Genomic DNA, 17538 nt, shown 5'->3' with positions numbered 1-17538 from the left:
CCCCTCGGCTCGGATTCGCCGTCGCGTGCTGTAGCACGCCCAGGCGAGCCCCGCGTCAGCCAACCCGCGAACCGGGACCTGGGCCTGGGCCTAGGCCTAGGCCTAGGCCTGGGCTTCGCTAACCCAGGAGAACGTAGCGAACATTCATTGGGCGTCCGGTCGAGAGGGATCGTACGTGGCGTAGCCCTTCGCCCACTGAGAGCGCCGAGACCAGGCACCGATCCACCCGCTGTCACGACGACCACGGAGACGCGCGCCCAGCGCCCGAAGGGCGACCCCACCCATCAAGAGCCTGCGGGCCGCCGCTGCCTCGGCGGGTCGCATGTTCTTGCGGAGGTAGGTCATCTTGCCCTTCAACAGCAGTACCGTCTTGGCGGCCGAGTCGGACGACGACGCACCGACCTCGTGCATCGCTACGGCGTCAGGGGTGATCCAGATCCGTCGACCCAGCTGTGATACGCGGCGGCAGAGATCAGCGTCCTCGCCGTACATGAAGTAGTCCGGGTCGAACCCACCCAGCGCGAGCCACAGCTCGCGCGGGAGCATCATCAGGCAGCCGGTGACGATGGGCACGTCTCGCATGCTCGTGCGGTCCCACTTTCCCAACGACTCAGGGTCGAAGAACCTGTTGCGTCGGAAAACGGAACTCAGTCCCGTCGCGAAGCAGAACTGGCTCCACACTGTCGGCGCTCCCCAACAGGACTTCGGATCGATCCGGCCGTCGCGATCGACGGTCTGCCCGCCGAGTACCCCGCAGCGGGATTCACCGTCGGCTGCGCGCACCATTGCATCAATCGCGCCAGGTTCCGCCACCGCGTCCGGATTGAGGAGCAGGACGTAGCGCCCTCTCGCTCTCTCGGCGCCGAGGTTGCATGCCCGTCCGAAGCCGATGTTCTTCGGCACGCCTACGACTCGGTGTGCGGGCAGGAATCGCTGCAGCAGCGGCACGAGGGACGGCTGCGAGGCATTGTCGAGGGCGATCACCTCGTGTGAAACGCTCGGCGCGTTGGGCCCTGTGACCGACCGCAAGCACTCCTCCACGAGGTGGCCAGCGTTGTAGGTCACGATCACGACTGAGACGTCGGGTGCGGTCAAGGGGGTCTCCGAGCTCGTCAGGGGCATCGTCGGGCCTGTCACGACGCTCGGGGTCCTTCCGAAGACGACATCGCCCGGTCCGACGGCAGCTGTTGCCGTTCTGTTCCCGCACCACTGGAGCGCGACGTGTCGTCTCGACCCCAGCCCGCATCCGAGTCACGGCGGCGGGCTGCGGCCCGTCTCACCCTGAGAGTCACCAGACAGAACAGCACGAGGTCAGGCCAGTTCCGCGGGTCTCGCGCGAGCGAGAGCGCCGCGGAACCAGCGCTCCGCTTCTCGGTTCCGGGGCCGGCGTTCGCAGGGGCCACCGCGGTGCCGTCGAGCTCCAGGTTCCCTGCGCGGGTCCGGGCACCGCGTCGCACCAAGGCGGTGACGTTGCGCGCCGGGAACACGGTGAAGGAACCGGACGTGGTGCATCGCTCGTCGCGGCTGAACGACCGCCGCACGTAGTCGTCGTCGTTGGTGACGGCCGGGAACGGCGCGACGCGTGCATGTCCCGGTCGGCTCAGCCCGTAGACCCCGGAGCCGACGTACCCCTCGCCGAACACGTCGAGTCGCGTCCAGATGCGGTAGTAGGCGCGAACCACGGCGGAGCAGGACCGCGTGTCGACGACCATGCGCGGTGAGCCGGCCATGGCAGGACCGTCACGGAGGGACACCGCGAGGCTCCTCGCCGCATCGGCACCGAGCAGGACATCTGCATCGAGGTAGATGCGCGGGAAGACGGTGCACGCGGCGTCGGCGGAGTTGAGAGCATTGATCTTCCCAGGCACAGGGAGATCGAGGCATCGCACGTCCAAGCCCGACTCCCGCACCAGCTGAACAGTCGCGTCCGTGCACCCGTTGGCGGCGACGACCACCTCGAACTCTCCCTCGCGAGCATTGGTCAAGAGGGTCTCGAGACATCGGAGGATCACAGACTGCTCGTTGTGTGCTGGGACCACCACCGAGGCGACGGGCCCACCGTCAGTTCGTTGCACGCAGTCACCCTGCCACGTCTGGCTACCCCTGGCCGTGCCTTGTGCAACAGGTCATCGCTCCTGACTGTGTGCGCGGGAGCCAGATCGCGTGCGTCGAGAAACGCGCAGGTGGAGCGTCGTGGATGATGAAGCCCATGGATGTCTCTTCGGTGCTCTCAGCCATGCTCCGGCGCTGGTACGTCGCGCTGGTCGTGCTCGTCATCACCGGTATTGCGGCCGTGCAGCTCTGGGGGACAGCCGCACCCCAGTACACCGCCTCGACGACCTTGACTGTGGTGCCGAGTCAGTCGCTCGTTCAGGTCCGGGCCGATCTCGGCGCCGGTGAGTCGAGCCTGGGCAATCCGTTCGGGGTCCAAGCCACGACGGTGCTCGCGGCGCTCCTCAGTGAGAGCATCAACAGCGGTCAGGTGGTCCTACCCGCCTCGGCGGCCGGGACCCAGGTGGCGGTCGTTCGGAGCGACCTCGGCGTGGAGTCGTTCTTCAACGTCGTGGCCGTCGGCCGCACCCCGCAGGGCGCCAATGACGCGCTGCAGGCCGTGACCGACCAGTCAGTGAGCATCCTGGCGGCCATCCAAACATCAGCCGGCGCTCCCACGGACCAGCTCTACACCTCCCTCCGCACCCGACCCGATGGCGGAGTGGGCGTCAGCTATCCCGATCGCAGCCGCATGGTCCTGGGCGTCGTCCTTGCTGGACTTCTCGCAGCAGCGCTCCTCAGCGTCGCCGTCGATGCCGCCGCACGCGGCACGGGTCGGCTGCGGCGAAGGTCCGGAGACGCCAACACTCGCTCTTCGCGTCGCTGGGGCCGGCGACGGAACACGCCGACACCTACTGAGTAGCCGGCTGACCAGGTCAGGTCAATGCAGCGCAGGCCCCGTTGCGGCCTGATCGCCCACAGCGATATTGCGTGTCATCACGAACCCCGATGAGCGCGGCGAGGAAGATCAAGAGGAAGGTCACCTGCTGGAAGGCGAGCAGGTCGAAGGTGCCCGCCGCGAGTGCTGCTGCGACGAGGGGCGCGGCGAGTGCACCGGCAAGGCTGCGACCCGCCGATCCCGCGGCGGCCTCACGCGTGACGCGGCGCGCGAGGATCACAGGCCCCAAGAGGAGCACGGCCAGCGCCAGGGCACCCACGACGCCCGTTGCCACCAGCGTCGCCAGCCACTGGTTGTCCAGCACCGAGGACCTCACGGTGATGTCGGCCGGCGCGCCCCCGAGCCAGGGAGATGCTGCCCACTGGGCGACGGCACGGGGGTAGTCGTCGAGGCGTCCGGTGACGCTATTGTCCTCGCCAGCCCCCGTGATGAGCGTGGTGAACACCGTGGTGACCTGCGGCGTCAGCACGGCGGCCAGGGCGACGGTGAGGAACGCGCCCCCGAGCAGGACGGCCCGCTGCAGACGGGGCAGGAAGCCGCTGTAGATCACGAGGCAGACGACGACGGCGAGCAGGCCACTGCGCGAGAGCCCCAGCGGGAAGCCGATCAGGATCACGACGCAGGCCGCGGCTGCCCAGCGTCGGCCCGTCCGGCTGGCTGCGTGCACCGCGAGGTGGACCGCGACGGGCAGCACCATGGCGAGGACCACGGCGTACTCGATGGGGTGGGCCGCTGCGCCTGAGACTCGGGCCAACCCCTCGCGCGCGCTCACGGATCCAGGGCTCACGACCGTGGTGTTGAAGGGCAGGGCGATCACGTCCGCCCAAGGACCGATGAGGCCGGCGAACTGCAGGATGCCCGCGACCGCAGACACGCAGGCACCGCCGACGAGGCAACCCACCAGCAGGTGCGCTTGGCGCACCGTGTGCACCAGACAGGTGCACAGGAGCGCGATCCCCATCGCCGAGACCATCGCCAGCAGGGTCCGGTCCGTGTAGGCGCTGGCACCGCCGGTCAGCGGCCGCCGGTGGGCAACGCCCCAGGCGAAGACGGACCACGCCAGGTATGCGAAGAGCACCCCGGCGACCGGTCGGGCGGTGAGACGGTGGCGCACACGGATGGCGGCAGCCACCAGCAGGAAGGCAGCCAGCAGCCCGAGCAGCCGGACCGGCCCCCCGTTGGACCTGAGCGGGCCGACGAGGACGAGCTCGGAGGGGTATGCCAGGAGCAGGGCATAGGCAGCGACCACGATGGTCATGGCGCTGCCGGTGCGTCGGGCGGTGCCGCCGGTCGAGCCGCTCTCGACCTCGATCGCTGTCACCGAGCCTCCTCGCCACCCACCACGGACGCCTCGGGCGCCGAGGGCGACCTCCGCCCGTCGGCCCTATTATGTGGCCGGGTCTCCGAACCCGAACCCTGGATGCGACGCGGACGGTGGCGAACTGGTGAGTCTGACCCTGCTCGTGGCCAACGACGGCGGGCACCTGAAGCAATTGCACAGCCTGTCGAGCCGCCTGCCGACCACGGGCGACCGGCTCTGGGTGACCATCGAGTCTCCGCAGACCCGGTCTCTGCTCGCCGGGGAGGACGTCGAGTACCTGCTGCCGTCGAAGCCTCGAGACGTGTGGGTCGCAGCCCGCAACGCCGTCGCGGCGCGTCGGATCCTCAGGAGCCGTGACATCGAGCTGGTGGTGAGCACCGGCAGCAGCCTCGCTGCGGCTGTGCTCCCGGTCGCGGCCCTCCACCGGATCCCCACCGTCTACGTCGAGAGCGCCACCCGCATCGACGGGCCGTCATTCACCGGCAAGATCCTGGCTCGCCTGCCGGGCATTCGCACCCTGACGCAGCAGCGGCACTGGAACCTGCCCGGCTGGTCCTACACCGGCTCGATCTTCGACGGCTTCGAAGCGGCCCCGGAGTCTGCGACCGGCGACGAGCACGCGCCGTCAGGAGCCCCCGCGAAGCGGGTCGAGCGCGTCGTCGTCACCGTCGGCACCTCGGAGCACTACGGCTTCCGCCGCCTCGTCGAGCGCCTCGTGGCTGTGCTGCCTCCCGACGTCCACGTCACGTGGCAGACCGGCTCGACAGACGTCAGCGACCTCCCGGTGACGGCCCGCGCCTCGATGCCTGCCAGCGAGCTGGTGGCCGAGATCGCCGAGGCCGACGCCGTCATCGCCCACGCGGGCACCGGCTCCTCCCTCGTCGCGCTCGAACAGGGGAAGATGCCGCTGCTCGTGCCTCGGCGCAGCGATCGCGGGGAGCACGTCGACGACCACCAGCACCAGATCGCGTCGGACCTCTCGTCTCGGGGTCTGGCTCACGTGGTGGATGCCGACGAGCTGGCCTGGGCTGACGTCGAGCACGTCGCAGCGCAGCGCATCAGCCGTCTGAGCTCGCCGCCGGCGCTGCAGTGGTGACCGGTCCCGCGGTCGTGCTCGCGCACGACTACCTGACCCAGCGAGGCGGCGCTGAGCGGGTCGCGCTCGAGATGACCCGCGCCTTCCCGGACTCACCCATGCTCACCAGCATCTTCGAGCCCTCGACGACCTATCCCGAGCTGGCCGCGGTCGACGTGCGCACCTCGTTCCTGCAAGGCGTCCCTGCGTTCCGGAAGGACCCGCGCCTCGCCCTCCCGCTGCTGGCGCCGGCCTGGTCGTCGATGCGGGCACCGCGGGCGGACGTCGTCCTGGCCAGCAGCAGCGGCTGGGCCCACGGGTTGCGGGCACCCGAGGGAGCCCGCAAGGTCATCTACTGCCACAACCCCCCACGATGGCTGCACCAACCGGACGACTACGTCCGCAGCCGCGGCGAACGCGCCGCGTTGCGCCCCCTGCACCGCGCACTGCGCAGGTGGGACCGCCAGGCCGCCACCAGCGCCGACCTCTACCTCGCCAACTCGACGTCCGTCGCGCGCCGCATCGAGGCGGCCTACGGTCTCGAGTCCACGGTGGTGTTCCCCCCGGTCATGATCGACCCGGAGGCGCACCAGGAGCCCGTGCCTGGTCTGGAGCCGGGCTTCTGGCTCACCGTCGCCCGCGGGCGTGGCTACAAGAACGTCGACGCCGTCACCGCTGGGGTGCTCGCCCATGGCGAGAGCAAGGTCGCCATCGTCGGCTCGCCTCCGGCCGACCGTCCTGCGCTCCCCCACGAGCACTGGTGCGGGGTCGTCTCGGACGCCCAGTTGCGATGGCTGTACGCACACGCACGCGCTCTCGTGAGCGTCTCCTTCGAGGACTTCGGTCTGACTCCTCTCGAGGCCAACTCCTTCGGCACACCCGCCGTCGTCCTGCGCGCCGGCGGGTTCCTCGACTCCACCGACCCGGGTGTGTCGGGGTGGTGGGTGGACGAGCCCACCGCGCCTGCAGTGGCAGCCGCACTGGCCTCCCTCCCTGGCCTGGACCCGGACCTGGTGCGCCAGCACGCGGCCAAGTTCTCGCCGCAGCGCTTCTCCTTCCAGCTGCACGACGCCGTCGCGAGGGTCTCGGCCTGAGCGCAGCGTCGTCACCCAGTCGTTGAGTGCGTGACCTTCTCCAGCGCCTCACAGTTAGCATCGACAGGGGTGTGACTCTGGCCGGTGCGATGCCCGCGCCGACGGCAGCGTCATCGCAGACCAGGGGAGGGTCACGACGTTGCCGAACAGGTCGCACGACGTGCTCGTCTCCAGGACCGTGCACTGGCTGTTCGCGGACGCCGCCGGTCTGGCAGGCGACCCTCCCGCGTGGCCCAGCTCGCTCTCGGGGCCTCCGGGGCACCGTCCGGTCCAGCTCCTGCGCGAAGCGCTGGACCTCCACCGCGGATGGCCACTGCTCGCGCGGCGAGGCGGAAGGATCCCTGGTCTGCCGGTCGAGATATCGGCGGAGGCGGTGTCGCGCCGACAGCGCGCCGTGATGGAGCATCTCGTCGTCGAGAACGACCTCGCGATGGTCGCGGAGACCTTCGACGCGGCCGGGCTGGCCTGGGCCTGCCTCAAAGGGCCCGTCCTCGACGAGGCCTACCGTCGCCGCGGAGAGAGCCGCTCCTACGGTGACCTCGACGTCCTGGTTGCCCCAGGTTCGTTCCACGCGGCCCTGACCGCGTTGGGCGAGCGCGGAGTCGGCTTGCGGGACCGCAACTGGCGCCTGATGCGGGAGCAGGTGCCTGGCGAGGTCGACCTGCTGACCGGCCGTCGCACCGTCATCGACCTCCACTGGAGCCTGGTCAACCAGTCCGCACGACGCTCGCGACTCCGGCTCCCGTCGGCCGATCTGCTGTCTCGCGCGGTCCGGGTGGACCTCGGCGGCGTCGTGGGTCCCGTCCCGACTCTCTCGCCTCCCGATGCCCTCGTGCACCTCTGCCTCCACGCCGCAGCTTCGGGTGGCATGAAGCTGACGTGGCTGCTCGACGTCACGCTCGCAGCGTCCGACCCGGACCTGGACTGGGACGAGACGGCACGCACAGCCCGGGCCTGGGGCACCGAACGCGCCACCGCCCTCGTACTGGGTCGTGCCGCGCGACACCTCGGGGCACCCGTGCCCCGAGCGACAGTCAGGGCCCTGCAGGGTCACAGCGGTTGGGGGGTCGCTGATGCCGCGGTCCAGACGTCGGCGGCCCTGTGGTCGGCCACTCCCCCTGCGTCGGCGCGCCACCTGGCTCGCGGCAGTCTCGAGAGCGACAACGTCGTCCGGATGCTGCTGGCTCGCGCCAGACGTCGGATGACGGACCCGACCCCGCGCGAGCCGTTCGTGCCGGGACCGACCCACCCCGGTTCAGCCCTCTACCCCTCCGGGACCCCGGAGGACCTGACCCACTACCTGCGGACGGTGACCGCCATGGGGACGAGGTGAGGGCGCCGAGGTGGCTCCGGCTCTACATGGCGGGCGACCGCATGCTCGAGTCGTTCGTCCACGGTGTCCGCGGTCTGTACGACGGGATCTGGCTGGGCGTGCTCGACGAGGACCGGCTGGCGCAGCTCGACCGGGCGTTCTACGACGACGAGAGCGCGTACGTCACCGATGACTACAACCTGAGTGGCCTGATCAGGTGGGAGCAGGCGTTCCTGGACGAGTACGTCTCGCCGGGCGGGCGCGTCGCGGTCACGGGCGCGGGAGGAGGCCGTGAGGTCGCAGCACTCCTCTCTCAGGGTTACGCCCCGATCGGCTACGAGCCGCACCCGCGACTCGCGGCCGCGGGTGCCGACCTGGTCGCGCGGCTGGGTCACCCCGGGGTCCTGCGGCACTGTGGTCCGCACGGCTGGCCAGGCGGCACGGACCGGTTCGACGCGGTCGTGCTGGGCTGGGGGTCCTACATGCTCATCTCCAGCCGCGCTCGACGCATCGCGCTCCTGCGTGACGCCTCGGAAGCCACCGGTGGCCGAGGACCCGTCCTCCTGTCGTACTTCGAAGTGCCTCCCCGGCGCACGCAGTTCGTCGCGGCGACCCGGGTCGGGAGGCTGGTGCGTCGGGTGCGGCGCCGACCCCCGCCTGTCTTCGGTGACGCTCTCGCCCCGAACTTCGCCCACCACTTCACGCTCAAGCAGGTGCGCGAGGAGCTGGCCGCCGCTGGCTTGACCCTCATCGCCCACGGTTCGGACGGCTACGGTTGGGCCGTGGGTCGTGCTGACCCCGGGGGCGCTCAGGCGCCGAGCCAGGGGACGTCGATCGACCCGAGTGCACGAGAGCCAGGAGACGAACATGAGTGACATCGGGCCCGACACGCCAGTCCGACTCCGACCGGGTGCCGTGTCGTGGCGCGAGGTCGACGGTGAGGTGGTCCTGCTCGACCTCACGACGTCGGCCTACTTTGGTGTCAACGCCTCAGGGACCCTGCTGTGGCAGATGCTCGACGCAGGCACCACCCCCGCGGACATGACCGGCGCGCTCGTGGCCGAGTTCGACGTGGACCGGGACCGTGCGTCGACGGACGTCGAGGCCTTCCTGGCCGAGGCCCAGAGGCTCAACCTGGTGGAGGTCTGAGCGGGTGACGTCCGGCTCTGCGTACCCCTCGACGCTGCACAGTCCTGAGCAGATGCGCGCCTACCGGCGAGCCCCGCTGGTCGGTCGCTGGAGCGTCGCGAGTGGCCGGGCCGCGTGGTGGACCTGGAGGTCGTTGCGGCGGGCCGAGAGGGACCTGAAGCGGGACGGTGTGCACGCGACCGTCACCCCACCTCCGAGCCTGCCCGCGGGCGCCAGACGCGGCGTCGAGTTCGTCCTGCGACGCACGTCACCCACGTGTCTCGAACGCTGCCTGGTCCTCCAGACCTGGCTCGCGGCGCAGCACGTGCCGTGCGAGATCGTCGTCGGCGTCGCTCGCGACGCAGACCGCGTGCGGGCTCACGCCTGGCTCGACGTGGAGCGACACGATGCCGTCGCGCTGGGTTACTCCGAGCTCCACCGCCTGCCACCACCGTGACCAGCGCGCAACCCGGCGCCGGGCCCGACGTCCGCCGTCCTCCCGGTGAACGGCGCGCGGAACGCCGCGCTCGTCTGGCGGAGGCGGCGCCGCAGCAGCCCGTCGCACCGACCAGGCAACTGCGTCCCGACGAGCTGGCATCCGGCCTCGTGATGGGACTCGAAGCGACCCGCGCCCCCCTGGAGCGCGCACGAGGCGGCCGGTCCGCGAGAGAGGCGTTCGAGGCTTGCGTCCGAGACGCACTCGAGGGCGGCCCGTGTGTCGTGAGCTTCTCCGGCGGTCGGGACTCCTCCGCAGTCCTCGCGACTGCGGTCGATCTCGCCCGCCGCGAGGGTCACGATCCGCCGATCGCTGTCAGCCTGCGGTTCGCGCGGGTTCCGAGCTCGGAGGAGGACCAGTGGCAGCGTCACGTGGTCACCTCCCTCGGCGTGCGGGACTGGGAATGCGTCACCCTCGACCAAGAGCTGGACCTGGTCGGCGATGTCGCGTCACGTGAGGCCGACCGTCACGGTGTCCTCTGGCCGCCCAACACCCACTTCCACACACCCGTGGCCGAGCTGGCGCGCGGGGGGACACTGCTGACCGGCTTCGGTGGTGACGAGATCATGTCCCCCGGATGGGTGTGGGACAGAGCAGCCCTGGTGCTCACCCGTCAGGTCCGACCTCGACCTTCCGACCTCCTCGAGGTCGGTGCGGCGTTCTCCCCGGCGGTGGTGCGACGTGCCCGCCTGCGCCGTCGTCCCGATCCCACCCCACCGATGCCGTGGCTGACGCAGGACGCAGCCACCCGCGTACGCCGCGCCTGGCGCGATCTCGCTCTCGCTGAGCCGTTGCGGCACGAGGAAGCCGTCCGCCACGTCTACTGGCGGTCCCGCTACCTGTCGGTCGCTCTGGACAGTCTGGCTCTGCTGGCTCGGGGACACGGCGCGAAGGCCAGACATCCGTTCGCCGACCCGGACTTCGTGTCGATGGTGGCCGCGGAACGCGGTGCGGCTGGCCCGCGTCACCGCACCCGGGAGATGGTCCGTCTGTTCGGCGACCTGCTCCCTCGGGAGACCATCACTCGCGTCGGCAAGGCGACCTTCAACGGCGCCTTCTTCGCCGAGCGGTCGCGAGCCGTGGTGGGGGCCTGGGACGGAACCGGAGTGGACGAGTCGCGGGTGGACGTCGATTCACTGCGCCGGACGTGGGCATCGGCAGACCCGGATGCCCGGACCTACCCGTTGCTGCAGACCATCGCCGCTCAGCAACGCTCAGCCGGTCGGAACGGTTCGGCCGAACAGTGCCTCTGATCAGAGCGATCGCAGAGCACGGATCAGGCTCGCGGCAGTCGCCTCCATCTGTCCGAAGTCCCTCGGACGCTGGAAACGGACGAAGGGAAAGGTCCCCAGTTCGAAGAACGCCTGCGCGTCGGCCGGTGGTCCGGGGAGAGCGGCATTGTGACCGAGAAGGGGCAGACGCGCGATCGGTGGCATGGTGACGACGGCGGTCTCCTCCGACCACTCGGGATGCACGAACCCACTCAGCGGAACCGACGGCGGCACGGGAGGCACCCGCACTCGCCACCGCTGACGGGTCCCCACCACGCCCAGGTCCTCGCCGACCCCGAGGTGGTTCGCTGCCCCGGTCCGCAGGTCGATGCTCCCCGGTCCGGCGAGGACCTCTCCACCGTCGATCACCACGACGTCGTCGGAGATCACCGGCAGACCCAGAAGGTGCAGTTGGGCGAGCAACGAGCTCTTGCCAGCCTCGCGCGCGCCGAGCACCACCCACGCTCCGCCGTCGATCACGACAGCGCCACCGTGGAGCACCTCCCGACCCAGCCAGCGGGCCACCACGGCCCCGGCCATGGCCAGGAACGGATGCACCAGGACCTCATCAGGATGCTCGCCGTCGAGAGCGCAGGTGACAGTCATCGCGCGTCGGTCCACGCTGACGTCTCCGCCGGCGGCCAGGAGTCGATAGGTGGCGCGGTCCGCCCCGACCCTCTTGTCCACCCGCGTGAGGCCGAGGGGCTCACGGCGCACGGTGAGGACCGGCCAACCGTCCTCGACGGGTCGCAGGAGTCCTACCGCACCCGGCAGGCCCAGCACCTCCACCCCGTAGAAACCCGCTCGTTCCTGACCGACGGGTCCGTACACCGCACCGTCCGACGGGTCCACGCGCCACTCCGACCACGTAGGGGTTTCTGACCCCCTGACACGAGAGGGGTATTCGCCCAACATAGTTCATGGGGGTCGCTGTGCGACCACGCAAACGCACAATCCGCTCACCACACATGGGGGAACAATGGGACACAACACGTACGAGGCGCCGGCCATCACCGAGGTCGGCTCGCTGCACGACATGACGCTGCAGTTCAAGACGTTCGGTGCCGCTGACGGCGTCATCCTCGTCATTCCCGGCGTCGCCAACGTTCCGATCGGCGAGTCCGACGAGAACGGCAACATCTCCTTCTGAGCCGAGCCTCCACTGCCCGCCTGCCGCGCCTGCGGCAGGCGGGCAGTTGCGTTTCCGGAACGCGCGCCGTCAGCCGGTCTGACTACCGTCGTCCGCAAGCAGTCCCAGTTCCAACCCGAGCGCAACCGCCTGCACGTGGCCCCGCGCTCCGAGCTTGGCGTAGATGCGCGCGCGGTGGCTCTCCACCGTACGCGCCGACACACCCATCGAGCGGGCCATGCTCTTGGTCGTCGCACCGTCGGCGATGGCGCGCAGCACCTCGGTCTCCTTGGCGGTCAGGGTCGGCCTGACCTGTTCTGAGCGGAGTTCGCGCCACTGGCGCAGAACCGTCATCGCCACGGCCGGGTGCAGCGCAGAGCCGCCGCCAGCCGTTGTCGCGACCGCCTCCTTCAGCTGGTCGACCGTCGCCTCCTCGAGCAGCAGGAATCCGGCGGCGCCGCCCAGGAGGAGTTCCGGCACCTCGTCGATCGCCCCCCTCTCGCACACGACGAGCACGGGGACCGAGCACCTCAACACCTGGTGGAGCAGCTCGGAGAGCGGCTGGCGACCGACCCGGGTCGATGCGACGAGCACGTCAGGACTCGCCTCGCTCGCGAGGCCGGCGACCTGCAGAGGGTCGTCGGTGGAGATCAGGGCACGAGCCTCGGCGAGCGCAGCTCTCAGAGAGGAGGCCACCAGTGGCGTACCGCCAGCGATCATCACACGGAGCGTCGAGAACTCGACAGCCGAGCTCACGATGTCAGCCGCCCTCGACTGTCCGGAGGACCAGCTCGACCGGTGCTGCGCAACGCCTCCACAACCGTCGTCACCTCGAGTTTCGACAGCATGCGTCGCTTGGCACCCGCGACGGCGCTCGCAGAGATCCTGAGCTCGCTCGCGACTCCTGCGGCCGTCAGCCCGCGGGCGAAGGCGTCGAGCACGGCGGACTCGCGCTCGGTCAGGCGTCGCGCAGCTCCCGCACCCGAACGAGTGACGGCGGGAACGAAGGCGGGTGATCCTTGCGCGACCGCCAGCACCGCGGCTGAGAGTGCAGTCGAGTCGACGACGTCGAACGGCTCTGCGTCGACGAACTTCTTGCCGCGCGCCCACCTGACGTCGCTGGCGACCACCACGTCGACCTTGCCCAGCGAGCTGAGGGCGCGCGCCGAGGTGTCCGCGAGCTCCCTGACCACGAACCCCGCGTCGGAGATGGCGAGGGCGCCCACCAGGGCCGCGCGCACGATGGGTCTCGGGTCGACGACGACCACCACAGGTCCCCCACCCGCGGCTGACCCGCCTGCGGGGTCACTGCTCGCGCCGGCCTGCACACCCCCACGGTACCTGCGTCAAGTTGAGTCGAACTGTCCTGCGGCCGCCGCAGATCAGGGATCGCCCCCCTCCGACCGCGGAGCGGACTGACCTCGCCTCGGCTGGAACGGGACTCAGTGCCGTTCTGCTCACATCCCGATGTCTGACGAGTGAGTGTGCAGCGACGAGCGCGCGACCCACCCCTCACCTAGACTCCGCAAGTGCGACTGAGGGGCATTCTGCGGGCATCCCGGAGCACCGCGGGACCGCTGGTGCGCGCGCTGGCGACCGTCCGCGAGGCCGATCCCCGTGGGGCGGTCCTCGCATTCGTGCTCCAGGTGCTCGGCGCCCTCTCGGCGCTGGGCGTCGTGCTCGCCAGCCGACTCGCCCTGAGCGCGGTCCTGGATGAGCGCGCAGCCGACGATCCCGACCTCCTGATCGCCCTGCTGCTGCTGGCGCTCTTCACGGCACTCAGCGGCTCCGTCGGAGTGCTCCAGGCGGCGCAGCAGCGACTGCTCGGCGAGCGGGTGTCGCAGCTCGTCTGGAGGCGCCTGCTCCGGGTCACGACGTCGGTGGACCTGCCGACCTACGAGTCCACCCGCTTCCTCCAGCGTCTCGACCGCGTCCGCAGCAACGCCGTCTCTCGGCCGGTGGCGGTGTCCGGAGCACTGCTGGGGCTGGTCGGGTCCGGCGTGGGCGTTGCGGCCATGACCGCGGCCCTGCTCAGCATCGAGCCGATCCTGGTGCCTGTGCTGCTCGCGGCGGGCATCCCGTCCGTGCTGATCGCGCGGCGGTCCAGCCGAGCAGAGTTCGACTTCGCCAAGGACTCGACCTACCTGGCCCAGCGACGCGGCTACCTCAAGATGCTGATGAGCCACCGCTTCAGCGCCGCGGAGGTCCGCGCCTTCGGGGCCGGGCCCGGGCTCATGGCTCGCCACCAGCAGGACGACGACGCCTATCTCGCTCGTCTGACGACCCACTCACGGCTCAAGCAGCGTTTTGCGTTGCTCACCGTGGCCGCGTCGGGAGTCAGCCTCGCTCTCGCTCTCCTCGTCATCGTGGCGCTCGTGTCCGCGAACCGCATCGCCCTGCCGGACGCCGGCGCCGCAGCCATCGCGGCACGGCTGCTCGCCGGCCAGCTCGTGACCGTCTTCCGCTCGGTCACCTCACTCATCGAGTCGGGGCCCTTTCTGCGCGACCTCGAGGGGTTCCTCGCCATGGACGGCCTCTCGACCGAGGCCGGCGAACGGCGCGGGCTGGAGACAGGGCTGGCGGTGCGCGGGGCGACCTTCAGCTACCCGGGAGCGACCCGGCGCGCCGTGGACGAGGTCGACATCGACGTGCCTGCCGGCTCGGTCGTCGCGCTCGTGGGCGAGAACGGCTCCGGCAAGACGACGCTGGCCAAGATCATCGCCGGTCTCTACCCCGCCGCGGCGGACTCGATCACCTGGGACGGCGAAGCCATCGAGCCCGCAGACCTGCGCGCATCGGTGACCGTGCTCTTCCAGGACTTCATCCGCTACCAGATGTCGGTCGCCGACAACGTCGTCATGTCCGACACGAGCAACCCCGTCGACGAGGACCGGCTCCGAGCGGCCCTCGACCGCGTCGGGGTGGGCAGCGCCATCGAGGCACTCCCCCGGGGCCTGGACACGGTCCTGGGCATCGAGCTCGAGGACGGCGCCGACCTCTCCGGCGGGCAGTGGCAGCGGCTGGCCCTCGCACGAGCGCTCTACCGCGACTCGCCGCTCGTCGTGCTGGACGAGCCGTCGGCGGCCCTCGACCCCAGGGCCGAGCACGAGCTGTTCGCCGACGTGCGCCGCGTGCTCGACGGACGGTCAGCGGTGCTGATCTCGCACCGCTACTCGAGTGTCCGCCTCGCCGACCACATATACGTCATGGACGGCGGCCGGGTCATCGAGCACGGCAGCCACGCCGAGCTGGTCGCAGCCGGCGGGCGCTACGCCGAGCTGTACGAACTGCAGTCCCGCACCTATCTCGAGAGCTGACGCCGGCGCACGGCCCTCACTCGTAGCCGAGGATCTCCTGCCGCTTCTCACCCCAGGCCAGCGCGGAGGCGATGGCGTCCTGGAGCGACAGCTGGGTGCGCCACTGCAGGAGCTCGGCGGCGCGGTCGGCGTTGGCGAAGGCGCCGACGGCGTCGCCGGGGCGCGGGGGTGCCTCGCTGAGGGGGACCTCGCGGCCGAAGACCTGCTCGAAGGCCGCGACGAGCTCGCGGACGGTGACGCCGTCGCCGGTGCCGACGTTGATCACGACGCTGGGGGCGTCGGCGGCCTCGATCACGGAGTCGAAGCGCTCGACGGCGCGCACGTGGGCCTGGGCGAGGTCCCAGACGTGGATGTAATCGCGGATGCCGGTGCCGTCGCGGGTCGGCAGGTCGGTGCCGGTGATGGTGAAGGAGTCCTTCTGACCGCGGGCCGCCATGACGAGCTGGCCGAGGACGTGGGAGGGCTCCTTGGCGTAGATGCCGGACTCGAGGTCGGGGTCGGAGCCGATCGGGTTGAAGTAGCGCAGGATGACGGCGCGGAGGTCGGTCGCGACGGCGATGTCCTGCAGGGCCTGCTCCATCATGTGCTTCGTCCGGGCGTACGGCGAGCCGGGGGCGAGCGGGTCGGACTCTACGACCTCGAAGTCCGCCTTGACGTCGTACAGGCTCGCCGAGGAGCTGAAGATGACGCGGTGCTTGCCGAGCTGGTCGAGCTGGTCGAAGAGCTCGAGCGACTTGGCGACGTTGTCGCGGTAGTACTCGTAGGGCAGCTGCACCGACTCGGGCACGACGATGCGCGCGGCCATGTGGATCGTGGCGTCGAGGTCGGGGTGCTCGTCGACGATGCGCGTGAGCAGGTCGCGGTCGGCGATGTCGCCCTCGTAGAAGATCCGGTCGCGCACGAAGACCCGCGGACCGGTCAGCAGCGAGTCCAGCACGATCGGGGTGTGGCCGGCCTGTTCGAGGGCCTTCGCCGTGATCGAGCCGATGTATCCCGCGCCGCCGGTGATGAGTACCTTCACGCGCCCGATCCTAGGCGCGACCGGGGCTGATACCCGCTCGAGCGCGAGCTGACGCAGTCTGCGCGTCGCGGTCTTGACCGGCGTCAGCCGATCGGTCAGTCGCCGTAGTCACCCGTGGCCATCACGACCCCAGTGAGCCACAGTTTGGTGACGCCGAAAGTAACAGAACTCCTACTTTTTTGGCATGACCCCACCCCGCCAGGCCACTACCCAGGCCATCCGTCGTTACCGTTCCGTGGCAAAGGCCGCTCTTGTCGGCTCGATTGCCACAATCGGGCTCCTCGCCCCTGCGCTCCCCGCCCAGGCGGTCGCCCCGGCCGCGACCGCCACCGCCGCCCGCGGCGGAGCAGTCGTCGACGCCCGCGACTTCGGCGCCCGCTGCGACGGCACCACCGACGACCGCGGCGCCATCGACGCCGCTCTGCAGTCGCTCGCCTCGACCGGCGGCACGCTGCGCATCCCGTCGGGCACCTGCCGCGTCAACCAGACCGCCGCCCGCCTGTTCATCGGCGTGCCGAGCGGCGTCGACATCGTCGGCACCGGCTCGTCCGAGATCGCCCTCACCTGCGACCCGGGCGCGGAGTACGTCGAGCTGTTCCGCGTCGGCGGGTCGGACATCGCGCTGCGCGACCTGCGCCTCACCCGCGCCGGCGCCTGCAACGGCGCGCTGATCGCCGTCCACCAGATCCAGGGCCTGACCCTCGACGGTGTCTCGTTCGTGGGCAACGCTGCGAAGTACGAGCAGTACGTCCACGGCCTCCTGCTCCAGGGCGTCGAGGGCAACAGCAGCGACCTGGTGATGAACCGCGTGTCGATGACGGACCTCGACTACGGCCTCGTGCAGCCGAGCTCCGTCACCACGACGTTCGACCGCATCACCGTCGACCGCAGCAGCTTCTCGGGCAACTTCGCCGACGACCTCGAGTTCAACGCCCCCGCCGGCCTGATCTCCAACGTCACCGTCACCAACTCGCGGTTCAAGAACAACCGCTCGAACGGCGAGAGCTCCGGCTTCGGCATCGGTCTGGCCAACGTCAGCGGCGCCCGCATCCAGGGCAACCGGTTCAGCCGCTACCGCTTCGAGCCCGTCCACATCGAGGACCGCTCCACCCGCATCCTGGTGCAGGGCAACCGCTTCCGCCGCTCCTTCACCGAGGACCGCAGCTACGCCTCCCACGTCTTCATCGTGAGCGGCTCCAGCCAGGTCGACGTCGTGGGCAACACCTTCGACACCGGTCACAACTGCAACCGCATCCAGGCGGTGTTCGTCAACGCCGGCGGCGCGGGCTACGCCAACCCGACCGGGGTGATGGTCAAGCGCAACAAGCTCAAGGCGAGCAGGACCGCCTCGCTGGCCTACCACGACGGCATCGCCGTCTCGCTCAAGCGCAACAAGATCAGCCCGGCGCGAGGTCGCTGCTGAT

Annotated in this window: 18 protein-coding genes; 11 read left to right on the top strand and 7 right to left on the bottom strand. The window is 70.3% G+C overall.

What is annotated here, in order from left to right; genetic code table 11:
• Positions 1–144: 144 nt before the first annotated feature.
• Together GRQ65_RS10375 and GRQ65_RS10370 are read right to left on the bottom strand one after the other, a co-directional pair.
• Positions 145–1122, bottom strand: a complete 978-nt coding sequence (locus GRQ65_RS10375) for a glycosyltransferase family 2 protein (RefSeq protein ID WP_237448036.1) — start codon at positions 1120–1122, stop codon at positions 145–147.
• A gap of 11 nt (positions 1123–1133) precedes the next feature.
• A complete protein-coding gene (locus GRQ65_RS10370; RefSeq protein WP_160877869.1) occupies positions 1134–2075 on the bottom strand; it encodes a glycosyltransferase in 942 nt (313 codons plus the stop codon).
• A 122-nt stretch (positions 2076–2197) separates the two neighbouring features.
• Here GRQ65_RS10370 and GRQ65_RS10365 point away from each other — a divergent pair, with 122 nt between their 5' ends.
• A complete protein-coding gene (locus GRQ65_RS10365; RefSeq protein WP_160877867.1) occupies positions 2198–2914 on the top strand; it encodes a Wzz/FepE/Etk N-terminal domain-containing protein in 717 nt (238 codons plus the stop codon).
• 13 nt (positions 2915–2927) lie between these two features.
• On the opposite strand, the gene GRQ65_RS10360 is transcribed toward GRQ65_RS10365, so the two are convergent.
• Entirely contained in the window at positions 2928–4208 is a 1281-nt protein-coding gene (locus GRQ65_RS10360) for an O-antigen ligase family protein (RefSeq protein WP_160877865.1), read from the bottom strand.
• A 187-nt stretch (positions 4209–4395) separates the two neighbouring features.
• On the opposite strand from GRQ65_RS10360, the gene GRQ65_RS10355 reads away from it, so the two are divergent.
• The 7 genes from GRQ65_RS10355 (at position 4396) to GRQ65_RS10325 (ending at position 10629) form a co-directional block, all read left to right on the top strand.
• A complete protein-coding gene (locus GRQ65_RS10355; RefSeq protein WP_202387881.1) occupies positions 4396–5367 on the top strand; it encodes a glycosyltransferase in 972 nt (323 codons plus the stop codon).
• On the top strand, positions 5364–6440 hold the full coding sequence (locus GRQ65_RS10350; RefSeq protein WP_160877861.1) for a glycosyltransferase: 1077 nt from the start codon (positions 5364–5366) through the stop codon (positions 6438–6440). Before GRQ65_RS10355 ends, GRQ65_RS10350 begins: the two co-directional genes overlap by 4 nt.
• Positions 6441–6600: 160 nt before the next feature.
• Positions 6601–7773, top strand: coding sequence for a nucleotidyltransferase family protein (locus tag GRQ65_RS10345; RefSeq protein ID WP_337191633.1), 1173 nt, complete (start codon positions 6601–6603; stop codon positions 7771–7773).
• Positions 7770–8627 (top strand): class I SAM-dependent methyltransferase, encoded by an 858-nt coding sequence (locus GRQ65_RS10340; RefSeq protein ID WP_160877857.1) that lies wholly within the window; start codon positions 7770–7772, stop codon positions 8625–8627. Before GRQ65_RS10345 ends, GRQ65_RS10340 begins: the two co-directional genes overlap by 4 nt.
• On the top strand, positions 8620–8901 hold the full coding sequence (locus tag GRQ65_RS10335; RefSeq protein ID WP_160877855.1) for a PqqD family protein: 282 nt from the start codon (positions 8620–8622) through the stop codon (positions 8899–8901). Before GRQ65_RS10340 ends, GRQ65_RS10335 begins: the two co-directional genes overlap by 8 nt.
• 52 nt (positions 8902–8953) lie before the next feature.
• The gene (locus GRQ65_RS24270) at positions 8954–9337 is read left to right on the top strand and encodes a lasso peptide biosynthesis B2 protein (RefSeq protein WP_369334240.1); all 384 of its coding nucleotides are present in this window, start codon (positions 8954–8956) and stop codon (positions 9335–9337) included.
• Between the two features lie 152 nt (positions 9338–9489).
• Positions 9490–10629 (top strand): asparagine synthase-related protein, encoded by a 1140-nt coding sequence (locus tag GRQ65_RS10325; RefSeq protein ID WP_237448103.1) that lies wholly within the window; start codon positions 9490–9492, stop codon positions 10627–10629.
• Here the strand turns inward: GRQ65_RS10325 and GRQ65_RS10320 are convergent, their stop codons facing one another.
• A complete protein-coding gene (locus tag GRQ65_RS10320; RefSeq protein WP_160877849.1) occupies positions 10630–11499 on the bottom strand; it encodes a hypothetical protein in 870 nt (289 codons plus the stop codon).
• A 127-nt stretch (positions 11500–11626) separates the two neighbouring features.
• On the opposite strand from GRQ65_RS10320, the gene GRQ65_RS10315 reads away from it, so the two are divergent.
• The gene (locus GRQ65_RS10315; protein WP_160877847.1) at positions 11627–11797 is read left to right on the top strand and encodes a hypothetical protein; all 171 of its coding nucleotides are present in this window, start codon (positions 11627–11629) and stop codon (positions 11795–11797) included.
• A gap of 69 nt (positions 11798–11866) precedes the next feature.
• On the opposite strand, the gene GRQ65_RS23990 is transcribed toward GRQ65_RS10315, so the two are convergent.
• Complete coding sequence (locus GRQ65_RS23990; protein ID WP_160877845.1) at positions 11867–12532, bottom strand: LuxR C-terminal-related transcriptional regulator; 666 nt, start codon at positions 12530–12532, stop codon at positions 11867–11869.
• Entirely contained in the window at positions 12529–13104 is a 576-nt protein-coding gene (locus GRQ65_RS23985) for a LuxR C-terminal-related transcriptional regulator (protein ID WP_337191616.1), read from the bottom strand. The genes GRQ65_RS23990 and GRQ65_RS23985 overlap by 4 nt, the downstream gene beginning before the upstream one ends.
• A 252-nt stretch (positions 13105–13356) precedes the next feature.
• Here GRQ65_RS23985 and GRQ65_RS10300 point away from each other — a divergent pair, with 252 nt between their 5' ends.
• Positions 13357–15093: an ATP-binding cassette domain-containing protein gene (locus tag GRQ65_RS10300; protein ID WP_202387880.1), complete on the top strand. Its 1737-nt coding sequence runs from the start codon at positions 13357–13359 to the stop codon at positions 15091–15093.
• Between the two features lie 16 nt (positions 15094–15109).
• On the opposite strand, the gene galE is transcribed toward GRQ65_RS10300, so the two are convergent.
• Entirely contained in the window at positions 15110–16114 is a 1005-nt protein-coding gene (galE, locus tag GRQ65_RS10295) for a UDP-glucose 4-epimerase GalE (protein ID WP_160877841.1), read from the bottom strand.
• 235 nt (positions 16115–16349) lie between these two features.
• Between galE and GRQ65_RS10290 the strand changes: the two genes are divergently transcribed.
• On the top strand, positions 16350–17537 hold the full coding sequence (locus GRQ65_RS10290; protein WP_160877839.1) for a right-handed parallel beta-helix repeat-containing protein: 1188 nt from the start codon (positions 16350–16352) through the stop codon (positions 17535–17537).
• The last annotated feature ends 1 nt before the right edge of the window (position 17538 follow it).

This window comes from Nocardioides flavescens (assembly GCF_009823805.1).
Taxonomy (GTDB): Bacteria; Actinomycetota; Actinomycetes; order Propionibacteriales; family Nocardioidaceae; genus Nocardioides; species Nocardioides flavescens.
This window is presented reverse-complemented; position numbering and strand designations above follow the sequence as displayed.

Coding starts and splice junctions, on each gene's coding strand:
- GRQ65_RS10360 (WP_160877865.1), bottom strand. CDS start 4,208: ATGACCATCGTGGTCGCTGCCTATGCCCTGCTCCTGGCATACCCCTCC.
- GRQ65_RS10365 (WP_160877867.1), top strand. CDS start 2,198: ATGATGAAGCCCATGGATGTCTCTTCGGTGCTCTCAGCCATGCTCCGG.
- GRQ65_RS10335 (WP_160877855.1), top strand. CDS start 8,620: ATGAGTGACATCGGGCCCGACACGCCAGTCCGACTCCGACCGGGTGCC.
- GRQ65_RS10325 (WP_237448103.1), top strand. CDS start 9,490: ATGGGACTCGAAGCGACCCGCGCCCCCCTGGAGCGCGCACGAGGCGGC.
- GRQ65_RS10315 (WP_160877847.1), top strand. CDS start 11,627: ATGGGACACAACACGTACGAGGCGCCGGCCATCACCGAGGTCGGCTCG.
- GRQ65_RS24270 (WP_369334240.1), top strand. CDS start 8,954: ATGCGCGCCTACCGGCGAGCCCCGCTGGTCGGTCGCTGGAGCGTCGCG.
- GRQ65_RS10375 (WP_237448036.1), bottom strand. CDS start 1,122: ATGCCCCTGACGAGCTCGGAGACCCCCTTGACCGCACCCGACGTCTCA.